General features: G+C 66.0%; 12 protein-coding genes and 1 tRNA gene. 3 read left to right on the top strand and 10 right to left on the bottom strand.

All coding sequences use genetic code 11. The features are described from left to right. Positions 1-17: 17 nt before the first annotated feature. Genes coaE through rpsA form a run of 3 tightly spaced genes read right to left on the bottom strand, consistent with a single transcriptional unit; the run spans position 18 to position 4,557 of the window. A complete protein-coding gene (gene coaE / locus BLIN9172_RS01315) occupies positions 18-1,193 on the bottom strand; it encodes a dephospho-CoA kinase (protein WP_101553504.1) in 1,176 nt (391 codons plus the stop codon). Between the two features lie 9 nt (positions 1,194-1,202). Further along, positions 1,203-3,026 (bottom strand): hypothetical protein, encoded by a 1,824-nt coding sequence (locus BLIN9172_RS01310; RefSeq protein ID WP_240811959.1) that lies wholly within the window; start codon positions 3,024-3,026, stop codon positions 1,203-1,205. A 46-nt stretch (positions 3,027-3,072) separates the two neighbouring features. Continuing rightward, positions 3,073-4,557: a 30S ribosomal protein S1 gene (rpsA, locus tag BLIN9172_RS01305; RefSeq protein ID WP_101553502.1), complete on the bottom strand. Its 1,485-nt coding sequence runs from the start codon at positions 4,555-4,557 to the stop codon at positions 3,073-3,075. Positions 4,558-4,763: 206 nt separating this feature from the next. Here rpsA and BLIN9172_RS01300 point away from each other — a divergent pair, with 206 nt between their 5' ends. After that, a complete protein-coding gene (locus BLIN9172_RS01300; RefSeq protein ID WP_101553501.1) occupies positions 4,764-5,603 on the top strand; it encodes a class I SAM-dependent methyltransferase in 840 nt (279 codons plus the stop codon). Between the two features lie 134 nt (positions 5,604-5,737). Here BLIN9172_RS01300 and polA read toward each other — a convergent pair whose 3' ends face one another. Then, positions 5,738-8,401 carry a DNA polymerase I gene (gene polA, locus BLIN9172_RS01295; protein WP_101553500.1) on the bottom strand — a complete coding sequence of 888 codons (2,664 nt, stop codon included), beginning with the start codon at positions 8,399-8,401 and terminating at the stop codon, positions 5,738-5,740. Between the two features lie 42 nt (positions 8,402-8,443). Here polA and BLIN9172_RS01290 point away from each other — a divergent pair, with 42 nt between their 5' ends. Beyond that, the gene (locus BLIN9172_RS01290) at positions 8,444-8,905 is read left to right on the top strand and encodes a PaaI family thioesterase (RefSeq protein WP_101553499.1); all 462 of its coding nucleotides are present in this window, start codon (positions 8,444-8,446) and stop codon (positions 8,903-8,905) included. Between the two features lie 135 nt (positions 8,906-9,040). Here the strand turns inward: BLIN9172_RS01290 and BLIN9172_RS01285 are convergent, their stop codons facing one another. Then, positions 9,041-9,661: an ANTAR domain-containing response regulator gene (locus tag BLIN9172_RS01285; protein WP_035320143.1), complete on the bottom strand. Its 621-nt coding sequence runs from the start codon at positions 9,659-9,661 to the stop codon at positions 9,041-9,043. A 192-nt stretch (positions 9,662-9,853) separates the two neighbouring features. Between BLIN9172_RS01285 and BLIN9172_RS01280 the strand changes: the two genes are divergently transcribed. Beyond that, positions 9,854-9,935, top strand: a tRNA-Leu gene (locus BLIN9172_RS01280). 158 nt (positions 9,936-10,093) lie between these two features. On the opposite strand, the gene BLIN9172_RS18785 is transcribed toward BLIN9172_RS01280, so the two are convergent. The 5 genes from BLIN9172_RS18785 to gltB form a co-directional block, all read right to left on the bottom strand. Beyond that, entirely contained in the window at positions 10,094-10,270 is a 177-nt protein-coding gene (locus BLIN9172_RS18785) for a GNAT family N-acetyltransferase (RefSeq protein WP_081770363.1), read from the bottom strand. 48 nt (positions 10,271-10,318) lie between these two features. Further along, on the bottom strand, positions 10,319-11,692 hold the full coding sequence (locus tag BLIN9172_RS01270; RefSeq protein WP_101553498.1) for a dicarboxylate/amino acid:cation symporter: 1,374 nt from the start codon (positions 11,690-11,692) through the stop codon (positions 10,319-10,321). Positions 11,693-11,911: 219 nt separating this feature from the next. Then, positions 11,912-13,459 carry a pyruvate kinase gene (gene pyk, locus BLIN9172_RS01265; RefSeq protein WP_101553497.1) on the bottom strand — a complete coding sequence of 516 codons (1,548 nt, stop codon included), beginning with the start codon at positions 13,457-13,459 and terminating at the stop codon, positions 11,912-11,914. 123 nt (positions 13,460-13,582) lie between these two features. After that, a complete protein-coding gene (locus BLIN9172_RS01260) occupies positions 13,583-15,046 on the bottom strand; it encodes a glutamate synthase subunit beta (RefSeq protein ID WP_101553496.1) in 1,464 nt (487 codons plus the stop codon). After that, positions 15,039-19,739, bottom strand: a complete 4,701-nt coding sequence (gene gltB, locus BLIN9172_RS01255) for a glutamate synthase large subunit (RefSeq protein ID WP_101553495.1) — start codon at positions 19,737-19,739, stop codon at positions 15,039-15,041. Before gltB ends, BLIN9172_RS01260 begins: the two co-directional genes overlap by 8 nt. Positions 19,740-19,869: the final 130 nt, after the last annotated feature.

Raw genomic sequence — 19,869 nt, 5'->3', positions numbered from 1 at the left:
TGCCGTATGTCACCGCGTCAGTCGAAGCTGTCGGGAACGAGCCTGCGACGCATCTCGAGGAAGTACAATTCCTTCGACTCCGCATAGGTTCGCGTCATCTGCGCGTCCGTCGCGCCTGCTGCCTTCGCTTCGGCGGTGAGTTCGCGCTTCACCTGCAGGTACCTCTCCCGCTCCCACGCATCCTCGGTGAGCAGGTCCCGGAATGCTCGGGCGAAGTGCGCACCGACGGAGTCGGCTGTGCGCACATGCAGGTTGACGGCCCGACCAGGATCCGTGTTCGCGTGGAACCACTTCGGCTCGGTTCCGCCCTCACCGAGGTGGTCACTCATCTCTGTGCCCGGATACCCGAGCTCGGCCAATCGAGGCTCCAGCTCCCGGGCGGCGATGAGATCGGGGACGAGGAGCTGCAGGTCGATGACGTCCTTGGCGGGCAGTCCCGGCACCGAGGTGGAGCCGATGTGCTCGACGGTGAATTCGTCGGCGGTGCCGTGCCTCAGCTTTGCGACTACTCGCTGTGCGTCACCGGACCAGTCCGCGTCCGCGGGGTCGACGAGGTCCAGAACAGTTCGCGGGGCCCACCGGCCGGCCGTGAGATTGGCGGCGAACGGGCGGATCCGCGATTCGATGAGGCGTCCGACGGCAGCTTTCGTCTCGTCGACGGGACCGGAGTTGTCGATGGTGACATCGCAGGCTGCTCGGCGGGTGTCGTCATCGGCTTGGCGGGAGATCCGTGCGGCGGCGTCGTCGCGGTCCATTCCGCGGGAGTCCATGAGCCGCTGAAGGCGCACCTCGGCGGGCACGTCGACGAGGAGATTGAGGTGGTAGGCCGGTGTCATGTCGTTCTCGACGAGCAGCGGAACGTCGTGGACGACGATCTCGGCGTCGGCGTGTCTGGCGAAGTGTTCGGCGGTGCGGTCGCGGATCGCCGGATGCATCAGGCCGTTGAGCCGTGCTGTGTGGTCGGAGTCGACGAAGGCTTCCGCGGCCAGTGCCTGCCGGTCGAGCGAACCGTCGGAGTGCAGCACCTGCGGCCCGAAGGCCTCGGCCAGCTTCTCGAGCAGCGGCTGTCCGGGTTCGACGACTTCGCGGGCGATCCTGTCGGAGTCGACGAGCACTGCCCCGTGTTCGACGAGCATTGCGGACACCGTTGACTTTCCGGCGCCGATTCCGCCGGTGAGACCGATTCTCAGCATGGGATCATCTTACTGATCCAGTCGGTACACCCGCACTCCCTCCTCGGCGAAGATCGGATCTCCGACGGCGGCATCGAGGAATTCCGCATAGTCTCCGTCGCCTCCCGGCAGCAGCGGAGCTTCGGGCGCGAGGACGATGAAGTCGACCCCGGTCTCCCTCAGTTCGGCGATCGCCGAGGCGACTTCCGGACTGTCCGCGCCCGGCATGGGCTCACCGTCGAAGACGGAGCCGTGCAGGAGTTCGTCGAGGGCATCCTCGGGGGCGGAATAGGTCACCGGCGATTCCGGGCTCGAACCGATGAAGTAACCGCCGGTCTCGCGGTAGCGGAATCCGCTCACCGACTGCCACACCATGGCCTCGTCGGCGTGGGGCTCGGCCCATGCGAGGGGGCGGGGGAAAGTCTTGACGACGGATCCGGCGGGGATCACCTCGGCGATGGAGTGCTCGTAGAAGTCTGGAACTGTCACCTCATGGGCGGTCTGCGGAGCAGGGAGGATGGCAACGGCGGCGAGGACGAGCAGAATGAGGAGGGCGCGGGCGCGACGCAGCTTCCGGTGGCTCAGGGCCCACTGGAGGCCGATTCCGAGCACGGAGAAGAGCGCGATCGTCGAGTGGAAGACGAGCCGCATGGGCAGGATGTTGTTGAGTACGGGGACGGCCTCGACGAGCGCGAACGGACCGGTCTCGACAAGCACGCGGCCGCCCAGGAGGATCGGGGAACCCAACGCCAGCAGGAAGACGAGGAATCCGGTTGCGGCCGCGATGCGCACCGGCACCGCAGACACGGAGCGGCGGCCGAGGCCGGCGACGATGAGCACGGAGGCCACCAGAGCCGGTACGCCGATGTAGGCGCCGAGTTCGGCCGGGTCGATCTCCATGATCCGGGGCAGCGGGGAGACCCCGGAGCTCAGCCAGGCCGGGGCCGCAGGCAGAATCGGGTCGAGCAGGTCGGTGTTCCATACTCCGTGTGGGCGAATGGCGCCCTGTGGGGCGTTCGGCCCGGACATGGTCACCAGCAGCGGGATCGCACACAGCATGGCGATGCAGCCGGCGACTGCGGAACCGAGACCGAGGGCGCCCCATGACCGGGCGCGGTAGAGGCGGCGTCCGAAGACGACGAGGCTGGCCAGGAAGCAGAGTGCGGCGAGGAAGGTTCCGGCCAGAACTTCGGTGGAGACGTAGAACTGGAAGCCGAGGAGGAGCCCGAAACCTCCGCCGAGCGCCCAGAGGCGGCGATCGCGGAGAAGGCAACGGCCATGAGCGGCGGTCGTCCGCCCGAGGTCGAGAAGGGCAACGATCGCCCACGCGGTCAGGGGCGGGGTGACGATATAGGCGAGGTTCGGGTGGCCGCCGAGCTGGGCGATGACATAGCTGGAGAAGCCGACCCCGGCAGCGGCGAGGAAAGCGGGCAGACGGTCGAGGAAGCGGCGGAAGAGCACCGCCGTGGCCAGGCTGCCCAGCACCGGGAAGGCGAGGACGAGCAGGTTGTAGCTCACGATGGGGCCGGCCACCCACGTCACGGGAGCGAGCAGGATCGCGAAGCCGGCCAAAGAGGTGTTCCAGGCACCGTTGACTCCCCCACCGAGGGCGTTCATCGATTCCGTGTACAGCAGGCCGTCGGTCTCACCGGTTCCGAATCCGAGGGCGTCGGCGAGCACGTGTGCGCCGTGGCCGAGCCACCAGATGAACAGGGAGGTGTCGTCGTTGGACGCGACGACGCTGCCGCCGGGGTCCGCGGCGACGGAGCCGAAGACGGTCAGGCTGCCGACGCAGAGGAGGAGGGCGTACCACAGCCAGGGGCGCAGGCGCTCTCGAGTCGTGGGGGCATACACAAAGGGCTCCCGGCCTTCCGACCGGGAGCCCAAGTGATGGCTGCTATCAGCTGCCTGCAAGCTTCTCACGCAGGGCTGCGAGAGCTTCGTCGCTGGCCAGAGTGCCCTCGTCGTTCGCCTCTTCGGAGGAGAACGATCCGGTGGCCGGAGCGGCTTCGGCAGAACCGACGGCATCGGCTGCGGAGGCCTCGGCATCCGCTGCGATGGCCTTGGCGACCTGCTTCTTGTGCTCTTCCCAGCGTTCCTGAGCGGCGGCGTACTGCTGCTCCCAGGCCTCGCGCTGAGCCTCGTAGCCCTCGACCCATTCGTTGGTCTCGGGATCGAAGCCCTCGGGGTACTTGTAGTTGCCGTCCTCGTCGTACTCCTGCGGCATGCCGTACAGAGCGGGGTCGAGGAACTCTTCGGCCTCGGGGTCGACGCCTTCGTTCGCCTGCTTCAGCGACAGCGAGATGCGGCGGCGTTCGAGGTCGATGTCGATGACCTTGACGTAGATGGTCTCGTCGACCGAAACGACCTGCTCGGGCAGGTCGACGTGGCGCACGGCCAGCTCGGAGATGTGGACGAGGCCCTCGATGCCGTCTTCGACGCGCACGAATGCACCGAACGGAACGAGCTTGGTGACCTTGCCCGGCACGATCTGTCCGATGACGTGCGTGCGAGCGAAGTGCTGCCACGGATCTTCCTGGGTGGCCTTGAGCGACAGCGAAACGCGCTCACGGTCCATGTCGACGTCGAGAACCTCGACAGTGACCTCGTCGCCCACGGTGACGACCTCACCCGGGTGATCGATGTGCTTCCAGGACAGTTCGGAGACGTGGACGAGTCCGTCGACACCACCGAGGTCGACGAACGCACCGAAGTTGACGATGGAGGACACGACACCAGGACGGACCTGGCCCTTCTGCAGGGTCTGCAGGAAGTCGTGACGGACGGCCGACTGGGTCTGCTCGAGCCAGGCACGGCGCGACAGGACCACGTTGTTGCGGTTCTTGTCGAGCTCGATGATCTTGGCTTCGACCTGCTGGCCGATGTAGGGGGCGAGGTCGCGGACGCGGCGCATCTCGACGAGGGACGCGGGCAGGAAGCCACGCAGTCCGATGTCGACGATCAGGCCGCCCTTGACAACCTCGATGACGGTGCCGGTGACAACGCCGTCGTCTTCCTTGATCTTCTCGATGTCGCCCCAGGCACGCTCGTACTGAGCGCGCTTCTTCGACAGCATGAGACGACCCTCTTTGTCTTCCTTCTGAAGAACGAGGGCTTCGATTTCGTCCCCGACCTCGACGACTTCGCCGGGATCGACATCGTGCTTGATGGAAAGCTCACGTGCGAGGATGACGCCTTCCGTCTTGTATCCGATGTCGACGAGGACTTCGTCACGGTCGACCTTGACGACTTCGCCCTCAACGATGTCGCCATCGTTGAAGTACTTGATGGTCTCATCGACGGCGGCGAGGAAATCCTCAGCGGTTCCGATGTCGTTGACAGCGACCTGCTTCGGCTGCACCGATTCCGGCGTGGTGGTGGTCATATAGGTAGGGACTCCGATGGAATATTGGTCCAGATCCGGTACCCTGGCGACAGGTCGTGTAAGTTGCCGCAAGAACCGAATCCGGTCTCGATTGCGAATTTGGACTTGTATGCACAGGCGCATACGGTTGTCAATGCTAGCACCTTTTCGGGTGTGAATGCACGCCGAAGAGACGAATCATCACCACCTGGGGCCACGGAGGAACCATGAGCGAAGGAACTGACGGAGCCGAGGTCATCAGCGGTGGCTATCTCCCGATCGACGAAGAGGCTTCAGTCCGGGCCAATCGCAGCTATTGGGACAACTCTGCCGAGGAGTATCTCGCCGATCACGGCACGTTCCTCGGGGCTTCGGATTTCATCTGGTGTCCGGAAGGAATTCACGAATCCGATGTGCGCCTCCTCGGCGATGTCGCCCGGAAGCAGGTTCTCGAGGTCGGCTGCGGTGCCGGTCAGTGCTCCCGGTGGCTGGCCGAGCAGGGCGCGATCACCACAGGTGTCGACGTCTCCGCCGGAATGCTCGAGCAGGCCTCGCGTCTGCAGCGCGAGCATCCCCTGAGCGCCGAGGCGACTCCCCCGACGTTCCTCCTCGCCGATGCCCGACAGCTGCCGTTCGCATCGAACAGCTTCGATCGCGCGTTCTCCTCCTACGGTGCCCTGCCCTTCGTCAAAGACGCCGAGGTCGTCTTCGCCGAGGTGGCCCGAGTGCTGCGCAACGGCGGACAGTGGGTCTTCTCGACAACTCACCCGATGCGGTGGATGTTCCCCGATGTTCCGGGTGAGGCCGGTCTGACCGTCGAGTACTCGTATTTCGACCGCACACCGTACGTCGAACTGTCCTCCGACGGTCAGCCCGTCTACGCCGAGCACCATCGCACGATGAGCGATTGGGTCCGTCTGCTCGTCGAGGCCGGCTTCACGATCGATTCGGTGACCGAACCCGAATGGCCGGAAGAGAATCGGACCGCCTGGGGCGGTTGGTCACCGCTGCGCGGAGCGCTCATGCCCGGCACCGTGATCTTCTCCACCACACTGACCACAGACTGAGGTGCCGCTCAGCCGAGCACGCTGACGTCTCCGACCGGTCCCCCGCGCCCGGCGCCCTCGAACACGTGTGAGCACGCTCCGCGGCAGGTGCACGCCGCGAAGAGTGCGTCGGGCCCTGAACGAGCGACGGGTGGTCAGTGGGCGGCGGCATGCCAGGAGCGGCCGGTGCCGACGTTGACGTCGAGGGGCACATCGAGCTCGAACGCCGACCCCATCTCCTCCGTGACGATCGTCGTCACCTCGTCGATCTCATCAGGGCGGACGTCGACGATGATCTCGTCATGAACCTGCAGCAGCATCGGCGAGTGCAGGTCCTGCAGCCGCGCGGCGACCCTGAGCATGGCGATCTTCATGATGTCGGCGGCCGACCCCTGGATCGGTGCGTTGAGTGCGGCGCGCTCGGCCATGTCCCGCAGCTGTCGGCGGTCACTGTGCAGCGCCGGCAGATAGCGGCGGCGGCCCATGATGGTCTCTGTGAACCCCTTGGCGCGGGCCTGTTCGACGATGTCGTCGAGGTAGTCCTTGACGGCCCCGAACCGTTCGAAGTACTGGTCCATCAGCCCCTTGGCTTCATCGACCCCGATCGCCAGCTGCCGGGAGAGCCCGTAGGCGGAGAGTCCGTACACCAGCCCGTAGGACATGGCCTTGACCTTCGAACGCATCTCGGAGTCGACTTCGTCGATACCGACGCCGAAGACCTTCGAGCCGACATAGGAGTGGAGGTCCTCGCCGTCCTTGAACGCCTGGATGAGCGCGTCGTCGCCGGACAGGTGAGCCATGATCCGCATTTCGATCTGCGAGTAGTCGGCGGTGAGCAGAGTCCCACCCGACACCTCGGGATCGGCGATGAAGATCTCCCGGATGCGTCGGCCCGATTCGGTTCGCACCGGAATGTTCTGCAGGTTCGGATCCAGCGAGGAGAGCCGTCCGGTGGCAGCCACGGTCTGCTGGTACGTGGTGTGGATGCGGCCGTCGTCGGCGACGGTCTTCAGCAGTCCGACCACGGTCTGCTTGAGCTTCGTCGAATCCCGGTAGGCCAGCAGATGCTGGAGGAAGGGATGTTCGGTCTTGACGAACAGTTCGGCCAGGGCTTCGGCATCCGTCGTATAGCCGGTCTTCGTCCGCTTGGTCTTGGGCATATCGAGTTCGTCGAAGAGCACGGTCTGCAGCTGCTTGGGAGAACCGAGATTCACCTCGTGGCCGATCGCGTCGTAGGCTTCCTGCGCGCTGGCTTCGGCCTGTTTCGTGAATTCGTCGATGAGATTCGACAGTCCATCCTCGTCGACGGCGATTCCGGTCGCTTCCATCCGCGCGAGCACGGGCACGAGCGGCAGCTCGATCTCGCGGTACACCTGCGTCATGTTCGCGTCGTCGACGGCGGCGGCGAGCACCTCGTGGACTTCGAGCAGAGCGGCGGCGCGTTGACCGTGCGTGGTCACCGCGGCATCCGAATCGAGGTCGAGGGCGAGCTGTCCTGAATCAGCTTCGGGTTCGCTGAGGTCGATGCCGGCGCGGTCGGCGGCGATCTGCCCGAGCTCGTAGGAACGGGCATCGGGAACGAGGAGGTAGGCGGCCAGAGCCGTGTCCCCGGCGATATCGGTCACGGACAGCCCCATCGACTCCCACGCCTTGACCTGAAGCTTCGAGCTGTGGAGGATGAGCGCATGCCCGCCCAGGGCGGAACCGAGCTTGCCGACGGCTTTCTGCCCCGCCTCGGCGAGGTCGACGACCCACGCCTGCCCGGGTTCGGCGGAGACCGCAAGGGTCCGGGCCTGACCGTGACCGAGCTCGAAGGAGGCATCCGAATCGAGCGCGAGCACATCGTGGTCGGCGATCTTCGACAGCAGCGTTTCGATGTCGACGGTCTCGACGGTGGTCTCGCGGGCCGGGGCCGGCTCGGAATCGTCTCCGGCCTCCGGGAAGATCGCGGCCAGACGCTTGCCGAGGGCTTGGAACTCGAGCTGATCGAACAGGGTCGACAGTTCGGCCGGGTCGCCTTCGCCCCAGGCCAGGTCGTCGAACTCCAGGCCCAGGTCGACGTCGTCGAGGAGGCGGTTGAGTCGGTAGTTCCGCTCCACCTCGGTGATATGGTCGCGCAGCTTCTCGCCGACCTTGCCGCCGATCTTGTCGGCGTTGTCCAGCACGCCGGGCAGGTCGCCGTGGGCGGTGAGCCATTTGGCAGCGGTCTTGTCACCGACTCCGGGCACGCCGGGCAGATTATCGGCCTTCTCACCGACGAGCGCGGCCAGCCCCCGATAGTTCGCGGGGCTGACCCCGTACTTCTCCTCGACCGCGGCAGGAGTCATCCGGTTGAGATCACTGACTCCGCGTTTCGGGTAGAGGACCGTCACCCGGTCGGAGGCGAGCTGGAACGAATCCTTGTCTCCGCTCATCACCTCGACGAACGAGCCGGCCTCGGTGCCCATCTTCGCCATCGTCGCCAGGGCGTCGTCGGCTTCGAAGCCCTCCTTCGTCACGACCCGGATGCCCATCGCCGTGACGATGTCCTTGATGAGGTCGATCTGCGGATGGAACTCGGGCGGAGTCTTCGCCCGGCCGGCTTTGTACTCGGGGTACTCTTCGAGGCGGAAGGTCTGGCGTCCGAGGTCGAAGGCCACGGCCACATGGCTGGGGTCCTCGTCGCGGAGGACGTTGATGAGCATCGAGATGAAGCCGTAGATGGCGTTCGTCGTCTGACCGGTGCTGGTGGAGAAGTTCTCGACCGGCAGGGCATGGAAAGCCCGGTAGGCCAGGGAGTGTCCGTCGATGAGCAGGAGGGATTCGTTTGAGTGACTCACATGGCATAGCCTAGCGTTCGAAGCTGACTTGAAGGAGAACCGATGCTGCATCCCGACGTGTCCCTGACTACTCACACCACATCTGAGGAGATCGACACGCTGCTCGAGCAGCTGCGTGGTCCGGGCTCCGGTGGTGAGCTGGCCGAGAGGATGGGAATCGAATTCGTCGAGCTCGCCCATGACCATGTCGTGGCCACGGCCCCGGTCGCCGGCAATCGGCAGCCGATGGGACTCTTCCACGGAGGCGGCCACGTCGTCCTCGCCGAGTCGCTGGCATCGATGCATTCGTACCTGCTCTCCGGGGGTAGGAACGTCGTCGGAGTCGATCTCAATGCCACTCACCTGCGTGCCGCACGTGAGGGCGTGGTCACCGGTCGCGCCGAGGTGCTCCACCAGGGACGCACGATCGTCTCCCATGAAGTGAAGATGACCGACGAGGCGGGGCGGCTGCTCTCGATCGTGCGGATCACGAACATGATCCTGAAAACCGAGCCGAAGGGCTGAGGTCCGAACCGAAGGGCCGAGGCGAAGGGCCGAGACAGGACCTTCCGCAGCGAACGCAGAAGACCGGCGAATCCATCTCGGGATCCGCCGGCCTTCTTGAGTTCCGGGTCCGGACCTGCCTGGTCCGGAAGGTGGTTACTTCTTGCTGCCGATCTGCTTGAGCACGGTCTCGGCGACCTCGCGCATCGTCAGTCGGCGGTCCATCGAGGTCTTCTGGATCCAGCGGAAGGCCTCGGGTTCGCTCAGCCCCATGGACGTCTGCAGCAGGCTCTTGGCGCGTTCGACGAGCTTGCGGGTCTCGAAACGTTCTGTGAGATCGGAGATCTCGGACTCGAGCGAGCTGATCTCGGCGTGACGCGAGAGCGCGATCTCCAATGCCGGGATGAGGTCGGCCGAGGTGAACGGCTTGACGACATAGGCCATTGCGCCGGCATCGCGGGCACGCTCGACGAGCTCCTTCTGCGAGAAGGCGGTGAGCAGCACCACGGGCGCGATGCGGGCGCGGGCGATGCGCTCAGCCGCGGAGATTCCGTCGAGGATCGGCATCTTGATGTCCATGACCACGAGGTCGGGGCGCAGCTCCTCGGCCAGGCGGATGGCGGATTCGCCGTCCGCAGCCTCACCGACGACGTCATAGCCGACCTCGCGGAGCATTTCTACGATATCGAGACGAATCACGGCCTCGTCTTCGGCCACGACTACGCGGCGGACCGGCACGGACTCATCTGAAGTTGATTCTTCGCTGTTTGAAAGCACGTCACCAGTCTAGACCAGGCGCTCAGCGTCGTGGCCAGCGGACCGGTAAGTTTCTTCTGTGAGGGTGGCCACGGCCGGTGACGGTGGCCACCGGCGGGCATCCTCGGCGGGTGGCGAATGTGCAATCGGTCCGCGCGCGCAGTAGAATCGTCCCCGTTGCACAGGCGGTCCTGACAGGACAGCTCGTGACGAGCCGGATTGGCGGAATCGGTAGACGCGGTGCACTCAAAATGCATTGTCGAAAGACGTGCGGGTTCGAGTCCCGCATCCGGTACAGACGAAGGCACTGTCGACCATGTTGTCGACAGTGCCTTCTTGCATTCCCTCGGGGGTGTCAGCACCCGCGGGCTCGAAGTGCATACGCACTGATCAAGATCACTACCTATGATTTTCGAAGCCGCCCGTGCACACCATTCGGCTCATTCGGCCGATTCAGCGCCGCAGGCCGAGGGTGAGGATCTCCGTCCCGCTCTCACGCGCCGCCCGGACGAGCGCGGCCAGCAGCCCCTTCCCCACACCTCTGCCCTGCGCCTGCGGGGCGACTGCGACCTCTTCGATGTCGACATGGGGTCGGAAGGTCGGCCCTCGACGAGGCGGCCGAGCAGCGATGTCACCTGCAGGACATCGGGCTCGGCCGGTCCCTCGGCTGAGAGGAGATCAACTCCGGCTGTGGGCCTCCTCGGTGCGGGTCTCGTCGACATCGGCATCCTCCTCGGTCAGAACGTAGCCGTTGATGCGCGGGGCATCGAAGCGTTCGACATCCAGGATCTCATGCCGCTTGGCCACGATGGCCGGAACGAGTGCCTGACCGGAGACATTGAGCGCGGTGCGGCCCATGTCGACGATCGGCTCGATGGCCAGCAGCAGACCCACGCCCTCGAGGGGCAGCCCCAGCGTCGACAGCGTCAGGGTGAGCATCACGGTCGCACCCGTCGTGCCGGCCGTGGCGGCCGAACCGATGACGGCGACGAAGACGATGAGCAGATACTGGATGAGGGAGAGATCGATGCCGAAGAACTGAGCAACGAACACCGCCGCGATCGCCGGGTAGATCGCCGCGCAGCCGTCCATCTTCGTCGTTGCGCCGAAGGGCACGGCGAAGGCGGCGTAGGAATGGGGCACCCCGAAATTGTCGGTGGCGACCTTCTGCGTCACGGGCATGGTGCCGATCGAGGACCGAGAGACGAAGCCCATCTGCGTGGCCGGCCAGACTCCGGAGAAGTACTGGCGCACGGACAGACCGTTGGCACGAGCCAGGGCCGGGTAGACGACGAAGAAGACGATCGCGAGACCGACATAGACGGCGACGACGAACCACAGCAGCGATCCCATCGTCGACCAGCCGTAGGAGTTCACGGCGTTGCCGATGAGGCCGAGCGTACCGATCGGAGCGATCCGCACGATCCACCAGACGACCTTCTGAACCACGGCCAGAGCCGCCTCGGTGAACTGGAGGAACGGCTCTGCGGCCTTGCCCACCTTGACCGCGGCGATGCCGATGGCGCCGGAGACGATGATGAGCTGGAGGATGTTGAAGTTGACATCGGAGGTCAGCGCTCCGGCCTCATCCGCCGACGTGGCGACCTCGAGTCCGAGGACGTTCACCGGGATCAGACCGGTCAGGAAGCCCAGCCAGCTGCCCTGGGATTCGGGAGCGCCGGTGCTCAGCGACGCAGCATCGGCATGGGCACCGGGCTGCATGACGACGCCTATGATGAGTCCGAGGATGACGGCGATCAGCGCCGTGAGGGCGAACCACAGCAGGGTCGACACCGCAAGCCGGGCGGCATTGGTGACCTTGCGCAGGTTGCCGATGCTCGCGATGATCGCAGTGATCACCAGCGGTACGACGGCGGCCTTGAGCAGGGTGACATACGACGAGCCGATGGTGTCCAGGGTCTGGCCGAGCCAGTTGTCAGCACTGTCGCTGACCGGTCCCCATGAGCGGGCGATGAGCCCGAGGATGACACCGGCGATGAGTGCGATGGTCACCTGCACTCCGAAGGACTTGCTCCACGCGGGCAGTCTCATTGAATTCCTCTCCTAGCGGGTCCTCCCCTCTGTGATCCGCAGGGAGGATTGGGCAACAGAGAGCACAACTGTTGAGCAATCCCTGAAATTCCTCGATCTTCTGTGATCTGTCTCGCATCCTGGAATCGGCTCGCGACGCGCCCGCGGGCACGCAGACGCCGGCGGCGCCTGCCCTGTGATGACAGGACAGGCGCCGCCGGCGCGTCGGACCGCAGTTGATCAGTGGCGGGGCGAGTGGCCCTCGCGCACGATCGGCACCTCGCGGGTGATGGGCGCTTCGGCGACGACCCCGTACCCGGCCAGCGGATCCTCCTCCGAGTCCGAGGCGTCCTGGTAGGCGGCCGTCACACCCTTGGCGGCATCGCCGATGGTGTGGATGCGCAGGGCGTTCGTCGAGCCGGGGATCCCGGGAGGCGAACCGGCCACGAGGATGCTCTGATCGCCTTCGCGAGCCGTGCCGTCGGCGAGCAGAACGGCGTCGACCTGGCGTGCCATCTGGTCGGTGTGACGCACGGTCTTCACGAGATACGGCCGGACTCCCCAGGTCAGCGCCAGCTGGTGACGGACCTGCGGGTCGGGGGTGAAGCCGAGGATCGGCCAGGCCGGGCGCAGACGCGACATGCGCCGCACCGAATCGCCCGTCTGCGAGAAGGTGCACAGAAGGTCGATATCCAGTTGCTGAGCAATCTGCACAGCTGCCGCGGTGACGGCTCCGCCCTTCGTATGGGGAACGGTGCCCAGCGCGGGAATCCGTTCGAGACCGTGCTCTTCGGTGGAGCCGATGATCCGGCTCATCGTCCGGATCGCTTCGACCCAGTGACTGCCCACCGAGGTCTCACCGGAGAGCATGAGCGCATCGGCGCCGTCGAGGACGGCGTTCGCGCAGTCGCTGGCTTCGGCGCGGGTGGGCCGCGGTGCGTCGATCATCGTCTCGAGCATCTGAGTGGCCACGATGACGGGCTTGGCCTGCTGACGGGCGATTTCGACGGCCCGCTTCTGCACGATCGGGACCTGTTCGAGCGGCAGTTCGACGCCGAGGTCGCCGCGGGCGACCATGATGCCGTCGAAGGCGTCGATGATCTCATCGAGCTGGTCGACCGCCTGCGGCTTCTCGAGCTTGGCGATGACCGGAGCGGTGATTCCCACCTCGTCCATGACCGCTCGCACATCGTTCATGTCCTCGGGGCTGCGGACGAAGGACAGGGCGACCCAGTCGAAGCCGAGCTGCAGACCCCACTTGAGGTCGTCGACGTCCTTCTCCGACAGAGCGGGAACGGAGACCGGGACTCCGGGCAGGTTGATGCCCTTGTGGTTGGAGATGGTTCCGCCGATCTCGACCTCGGTGACCACATCGGTGGCGGTCACCTCGGTGGCGCGCAGGCGCAGGCGTCCGTCGTCGATGAGCAGCGGATCTCCCACGGACACGTCTTCTGCCAGGGTCGGCAGTGTCGTGGAGACGAGCTCTGCGGTGCCGGGGACATCACGGCTGGTGATGGTGAAGGTGGCCCCTTCGACGAGCTCTTCCTTCCCGTTGGCGAAGGTGCCCACGCGGATCTTCGGACCCTGGAGGTCCAGCAGGACGGCGACGGGGCGTCCGGTGTCGAGGGCGGCCTGGCGGACCCAGGCGAACTTCTCTTCGTGCTCTTCTCGTTTTCCGTGGCTCAGATTGAATCGGGCGACATCGACGCCTTCATCGACGAGCTCGCGGATCTCTTCATAGGAGTTCTGGTTCGGACCTAAAGTTGCGACTATCTTTGCACGCCTCATACGCTCCACCCTACCTAAAGTCTCAGCTGACGGTTTTCACCGATCGGCGCTGGTCACGGACGGTGGAACGGCACTGCGCTGTGCCGCCCCACCGCCTTTTCTCAATTTCTGAAATAACCTATCTTAGCATTTGAACCCTTCGTCGGTGGGCTGCACGGGTGCCGGCAACCTCGTCGACCCGGTGAGGAACCGGTCGACTTCGGCGGCCGCGGCGCGCCCCTCGGCGATGCCCCACACGATGAGCGACTGCCCGCGTCCGGCATCGCCGGCGACGAAGACTCCGGGGGTCTCCGAAGCGTAGGAGTCATCACGGGTGAAGGCTCCGGTCTTCGCGACGTCGAGATCGAACGATTCCGATTCCGGTCCGGAGAAGCCCAGTGCCAGCAGCACGAGATCGGCCTCGAGGACGTGTTCGGTGCCCGGTGTCGGAATCCGGCGGCCGTCGACGAATTGGGTCTCGGCGACCTCGATCCCGCTCACGCGGCCGGTGTCGTCGCCGACGAAGCGCGTGGTCGAGGCGAGGTACTTCCGCGTTCCGCCCTCCTCGTGCGAGGACTGGACTTCGAAGACGCGAGGAACGGTCGGCCACGGATCGCTCTCACTGCGTTCGGCAGGCGGCTGGGCGCCGATCGCCAGAGTCGTCACCGAGGCGGCCTTCTGGCGCAGGGCAGTGCCCAAGCAGTCGGCGCCCGTGTCCCCGCCGCCGATGATGATGACGTGTTTGCCCGCGGCATCGATGAACGCCGACGAGTCGGCCTCGGGGCCGCGATGATCGCCCGCCTGATCCCGATTCGAGGGCACGAGGTAGTCCATGGCGAATTCGACCCCGTCGAGATCGCGGCCGGGGATCGGCATGTCGCGCGGAACCGTCGCACCCGTGCACACGATGACGGCATCGAAGCTCGAACGCAGGGATTCGAGCGTGACATCGCGTCCGACCTCGACCGAGGTCTTGAAGCGGGTGCCCTCCGCACGCATCTGATCGAGTCGACGATCGATGTGGTGCTTCTCCAGCTTGAAGTCCGGGATGCCGTAGCGCAGAAGTCCGCCGAGGCGGTCGGCGCGTTCGTAGACGACGACCGTATGCCCGGCTCGGGTCAGCTGCTGGGCCGCGGCCAGCCCGGTGGGACCGGATCCGATCACGGCGACCGTGTGGCCCGTGATCCGCTCGGGGATGATCGGCTGGATGAGACCGGCCTCGAAGCCCTGATCGACGATCGTGACCTCGACCTGTTTGATCGTCACTGCCGGCTGGTTGATGCCGAGGACGCAGGCGTTCTCGCACGGGGCCGGACAGGCACGCCCGGTGAACTCCGGGAAGTTGTTCGTCGCGTGGAGCAGTTCGACGGCGCGCGGGAGCTCGCCGCGGTACATCGCGTCGTTGAACTCCGGGATGAGGTTGCCCAGCGGGCAGCCCTGATGGCAGAAGGGGATGCCGCAGTCCATGCAGCGTGACGCCTGCCGTCGCAGCTGCTCGGGATCACCCGCCTCGTAGACCTCCTTGAAGTCCATGAGACGGATCGGGACGGGGCGCCGCTTCGGCAGCTCCCGGTGTTCGACGGTGAGGAATCCGTGCGGATCAGCCATTGGTCGCCTCCAGAATCGTGTGCCAGGCCTCGTCCGAGTCGACGGCCTTGCCGGCCGCGACGAACTCGTCCTGGATGTCTTTGACCGTCGCGTAGGCGACGGGGATGATCTTCGTGAAGCGGGAGAGGACGTCCTGTCCTCGGCGCAGTCCGTCGAGGAGCTCGCCGGCCAGCGGTGAGGCAGTCCATTCGACATGCTCACGCAGCAGCCGCTCGAGGATCTCCATATCGTCCACACCGACGCCGGTGAAGCGGAAGACCCCGGCCGCCCGCTCCTTGGGATTGAGTCGGGCCGGATTGAAGTCGAGCACATAGGCGGTGCCGCCGGACATGCCTGCGGCGAAGTTCCGGCCGGTGCCACCGAGGATGACTGCCACACCTCCAGTCATGTATTCGAGGCCGTGGTCGCCGATGCCCTCGACGACTGCCTCGGCGCCGGAATTGCGGACGAGGAACCGCTCCCCCACCTGTCCCGAGAAGAACAGCTTGCCGGCCGTCGCCCCGTAGCCGAGCACATTGCCGGCGATGACGTTGTGTTCGGGTCGGGTGGGGTTCGCCGCATGCGGCCGAACGCTGACGATTCCTCCGGACAGGCCCTTGCCGACATAGTCGTTCGCATCACCGTGGAGTTCGATGCTGACCCCCTGCGGCAGGTAGGCGCCGAGGGACTGTCCGGCAGTTCCGCGCAGCTCGAGCCGGATCGTGTGGTCCGGCAGTCCCGCTTGCCCGTGGGCGAGAGTGACGTGATGGCCGAGCAGGGTGCCCGCCGAGCGGTCGGTGTTCTCGATCGCCGAGGTGATCGTCGTCTCCGTGCCCTCCGAGATGGCGTCTCGGGCCTGCTCGAGCAGGCGGAGGTCGAGCTCGTCGGCGAAGTCGCGGTCGACGGGTTCGCCGCATTTGCGTGCGACGTCGGAGCTGCCGTGGAGGTCGACGGGGACCTTGAGGATCGAGGCGAGATCGAGGTCGAGACCTGTTGCGGCCGCCCGCTCCTCGTCGATGCTCAGCCGCTCGACCGCGCCTATGGCCTCATCGAGGCTGCGCAGGCCGAGTGCCGCCAGGTAGGCGCGGACCTCCTCGGCGATGAAGGTGAAGAAGTTGACGACGTGATCGGCCTGACCGTGGAAGCGCTCGCGCAGCTTCGGGTTCTGGGTCGCCACACCCACCGGGCACGTGTCCTTGTGGCACACGCGCATCATGATGCAGCCGGAGACGACGAGGGCCGTGGTCGCGAACCCGAACTCCTCCGCGCCGAGCAGGGCTGCGATGATGACATCCCGGCCGGTCTTGAGCTGACCGTCGACCTGTACGCTGACCTTCTCGCGCAGACCGTTGAGCACGAGGGTCTGCTGAGCCTCGGCGAGGCCGAGCTCCCAGGGAGTGCCCGCATGCTTGAGCGAATTGAGCGGACTCGCTCCGGTTCCGCCGTCGTGCCCGGAGATGAGGACCACGTCGGCACCGGCTTTCGCCACTCCGGCAGCCACCGTGCCCACGCCGATCGCGGACACGAGCTTGACGTGGACCCGAGCCTTGGCGTTGGCGCGGCCGAGGTCGTGGATGAGCTGGGCCAAGTCCTCGATCGAGTAGATGTCATGGTGCGGCGGAGGCGAGATCAGCCCGACGCCCGGAGTCGCGTGACGAGTCTTCGCGATCCACGGGTAGACCTTCGTCCCGGGCAGCTGCCCGCCCTCGCCGGGCTTGGCTCCCTGCGCCATCTTGATCTGCAGGTCGTCGGCCTCGGTGAGGTAGTGGCTCGTGACGCCGAAGCGCCCCGAGGCGATCTGCTTGATCGCCGAACGGCGCTCGGGGTCGATGAGCCGCTCGGTGTCCTCGCCGCCTTCGCCCGTGTTCGACTTGCCGCCGATCCGGTTCATCGCGATCGCCAGGGTCTCGTGGGCCTCCTGGGACAGCGAACCGTAGCTCATCGCTCCGGTCGAGAACCGCTTCATGATCTCCTCGGCCGGTTCGACCTCGGAGATGTCGATCGGGCCCGATTCGCGTGGAACGAGGTCGAAGAGACCGCGCAGCGTCATGAGCTCGCGCGACTGTTCGTTGATCTGTGCCGTGTACTGGCCGAAGATGTCGAAGCGTCCCGTGGAGGTGGAGTGCTGGAGCTTGAAGATCGTCTCCGGGTTGAACAGATGCTCCGGCCCTTCGCGACGCCACTGGTACTCCCCGCCGACGTTGAGGTTCCGGTGCGAGGGGCGGGGGTGATCATCGCGGTAGGAGTCCCCGTGGCGGGCACTCGTCTCCGCCGCGATCTCCCTGATGCCCCTGCCGCCGAGCTGGTGCGGAGTCGAGGTGAAGTACTTGTCGATGAATGCTTCGGACAGTCCCAGAGCCTCGAAGGTCTGCGCCCCGTGGTAGGACTGCACAGTCGAGATGCCCATCTTCGACATGATCTTGAGCAGTCCCTTGTTGAGCGCGGTGAGCACGTTGGCAACTGCGGCCTCTTCGCTGATTCCCCGGATCCGGTCCGAGCGGACGAGCGCCTCGGCGGATTCCATGACGAGGTACGGATTGACCGCGGACGCCCCGAAGGACACGAGGGTCGCGACGTGGTGGACCTCGCGGACGTCACCGGCCTCGACGATGATGCTCGCCCGCGTCCGCGAGCGTTCGCGCACGAGGTGGTGGTGCAGCGCCGAGGTGAGCAGCAGCGACGGGATCGGAGCGAGATCGGCCGTCGAGTCCCGGTCGGAGAGGATGATGAACACGGCGCCGGCCTCGATCGCCGCGCTCGCCTCGGCGCACAGCGCCTCGAGACGCTCGGCCATCGCGTCCTCTCCCCCGTTGACCGAGTAGAGGCCGGAGAGGATCACGGAGGGGTGTGCGTTCTCCACGCCGAGGTGGCTGCCCTTGACGTGCGCGATCGCCGTGAGCTCGTCGTTGTCGATGACCGGCTGGTCGAGCAGGATGTGCGCGGAGTCGGGCTTCGAGAACTCGAGCAGATTGCCCTCTCGGCCGATCCCGGCAGCCATGCTCGTCACGATGTCCTCGCGGATCGAGTCGAGCGGCGGATTCGTCACCTGAGCGAAGTTCTGGTGGAAGTAGTCGAAGAGCAGGCGAGGTCGCTGGCTGAGCGCTGCGATCGCGGTGTCCGTGCCCATCGCACCCAGCGGTTCGGCCCCGGTCTCGGCCATCGGCGAGATGAGGATTCGCAGCTCCTCCTCGGTGTAGCCGAAGGTGCGCTGGCGGCGCCTGACCGAGGACTGCGGGTGAGTGACGTGGACGCGGGTGGGCAGATCCTTCAATCGCTTCGAGCAGCTGTCCACCCAGTCGGAATAGGGGTGGTCGGTGGCGAGCTGGTTCTTGATCTCCGTGTCGGAGATGATGCGCTCGGACTCGGTGTCGACGAGGAACATGCGGCCCGGGGTGAGGCGGCCGCGGGCGACGACCTCGGACTCGGGCAGATCGACGACTCCGACCTCGCTGGCGAGCACCACCGTGTCCTCGGTCATCACGTACCGGGCCGGGCGCAGGCCGTTGCGGTCGAGGACGGCGCCGGCGAGCCGGCCGTCGGTGAAGGCCACACAGGCGGGACCGTCCCAGGGCTCCATGAGCAGCGAATGATATTCGTAGAAGGCCCGACGCTCCTCGCCCATGCCCGGATTGTTCTCCCAGGCCTCGGGGATCATCATCAGCATCGTCTGCGGCAACGATCGTCCGGAGGCGACCATGAGCTCGACGACGGCATTGAACGACGCCGAGTCGGAGGCACCGGGCGGCACGATCGGGCACAGCCGGTCGAGGCTGCGCGCGGTCTCGGGCACGGGAGAGACGAGGAGTTCGGAGGCGAGCTTCGATTCCCTGGCCTGCATCCAGTTGCGGTTGCCGCGCACGGTGTTGATCTCGCCGTTGTGAGCGATCGTGCCGAATGGCTGGGCGAGCTGCCACGACGGGAAGGTGTTCGTCGAGAAGCGCGAGTGGACCAGTGCGATCCGCGACGTCAGCCGCTCGTCGCGGAGTTCTGTGTAGAACGAAGAGAGCTGACCGGTCGAGAGCATCCCCTTATAGGTGATGGTCGCCGGGGACAGCGAGGGAAAGTAGATGCCCGCGTGGTCGAGTCGCTTGCGCACGATGTAGGCGCGACGGGTGAGGTCCGCGTCGTCACGGGCCGGGTAGCGCTCGTCGCAAGTGAGGAAGACCTGGCGCATCCGCGGCATGGTCGACCGGGCGATGTCGCCGAGCACACTGTCATCGTGGGGCACATCCCGCACCGCGTGGACGCGCAGGCCCTCCTCGGCGGCGATCCGGGCGACGAGGTCGTCGTGGGTTTCGTCGCCGGCCGCGGAGCCGGCGCCTAAGTCCGGGGACACGTTCTCCGACAGCGGCGGGGTTGCGGCCTTGAGATCGCGGCCGTAGTCCTGGGCGAAGAATCCGATGCCCACGGCGTACGCGCCGGGCTCGGGCAGGTCGATGCCGTCGGCGGCGAGCACCTCGGCGAAGTAGTCATGGGGCACCTGGAGAGTGATGCCCGCACCGTCGCCGGTGCCCTCGTCCGAACCGATGCCGCCTCGGTGCTCGAGCTTGCGCAGAGCGGTCAGGGCCTGTTCGACGACCTCGTGGTCGGCAGATCCGCGATAGCGGACGATGAGCGCGAGGCCGCAGTTGTCGTGTTCGAGCGCCGGATCGTAGAGACCGATGCGGCCAGGTGGGGCCGTGGTCTTGGGGGTCGACTGAGCGCTGTGGTTCATATCCTGCCTTCTCGGTGTTGAGTGCTTCCCGAAAAGACGGCGCTGTCCCTTGCGGTGTGGACGAGTCCGAAAAACAGCGTTTCCGAACCCGGCTGTGAGATCACTCTCACAGCCGGAGTCCTAACTTACA

This window comes from Brevibacterium linens ATCC 9172 (assembly GCF_900169165.1).
Taxonomy (GTDB): domain Bacteria; phylum Actinomycetota; class Actinomycetes; order Actinomycetales; family Brevibacteriaceae; genus Brevibacterium; species Brevibacterium linens.
This window is presented reverse-complemented; position numbering and strand designations above follow the sequence as displayed.

What these genes read in the sequence shown, in the direction of transcription:
- BLIN9172_RS01300 (WP_101553501.1), top strand. Translation starts at nt 4,764, where the DNA reads ATGAGCGAAGGAACTGACGGAGCCGAGGTCATCAGCGGTGGCTATCTC.
- BLIN9172_RS01260 (WP_101553496.1), bottom strand. Translation starts at nt 15,046, where the DNA reads ATGGCTGATCCGCACGGATTCCTCACCGTCGAACACCGGGAGCTGCCG.
- gltB (WP_101553495.1), bottom strand. Translation starts at nt 19,739, where the DNA reads ATGAACCACAGCGCTCAGTCGACCCCCAAGACCACGGCCCCACCTGGC.
- pyk (WP_101553497.1), bottom strand. Translation starts at nt 13,459, where the DNA reads ATGAGGCGTGCAAAGATAGTCGCAACTTTAGGTCCGAACCAGAACTCC.
- coaE (WP_101553504.1), bottom strand. Translation starts at nt 1,193, where the DNA reads ATGCTGAGAATCGGTCTCACCGGCGGAATCGGCGCCGGAAAGTCAACG.
- rpsA (WP_101553502.1), bottom strand. Translation starts at nt 4,557, where the DNA reads ATGACCACCACCACGCCGGAATCGGTGCAGCCGAAGCAGGTCGCTGTC.
- BLIN9172_RS01270 (WP_101553498.1), bottom strand. Translation starts at nt 11,692, where the DNA reads ATGAGACTGCCCGCGTGGAGCAAGTCCTTCGGAGTGCAGGTGACCATC.
- BLIN9172_RS01290 (WP_101553499.1), top strand. Translation starts at nt 8,444, where the DNA reads ATGCTGCATCCCGACGTGTCCCTGACTACTCACACCACATCTGAGGAG.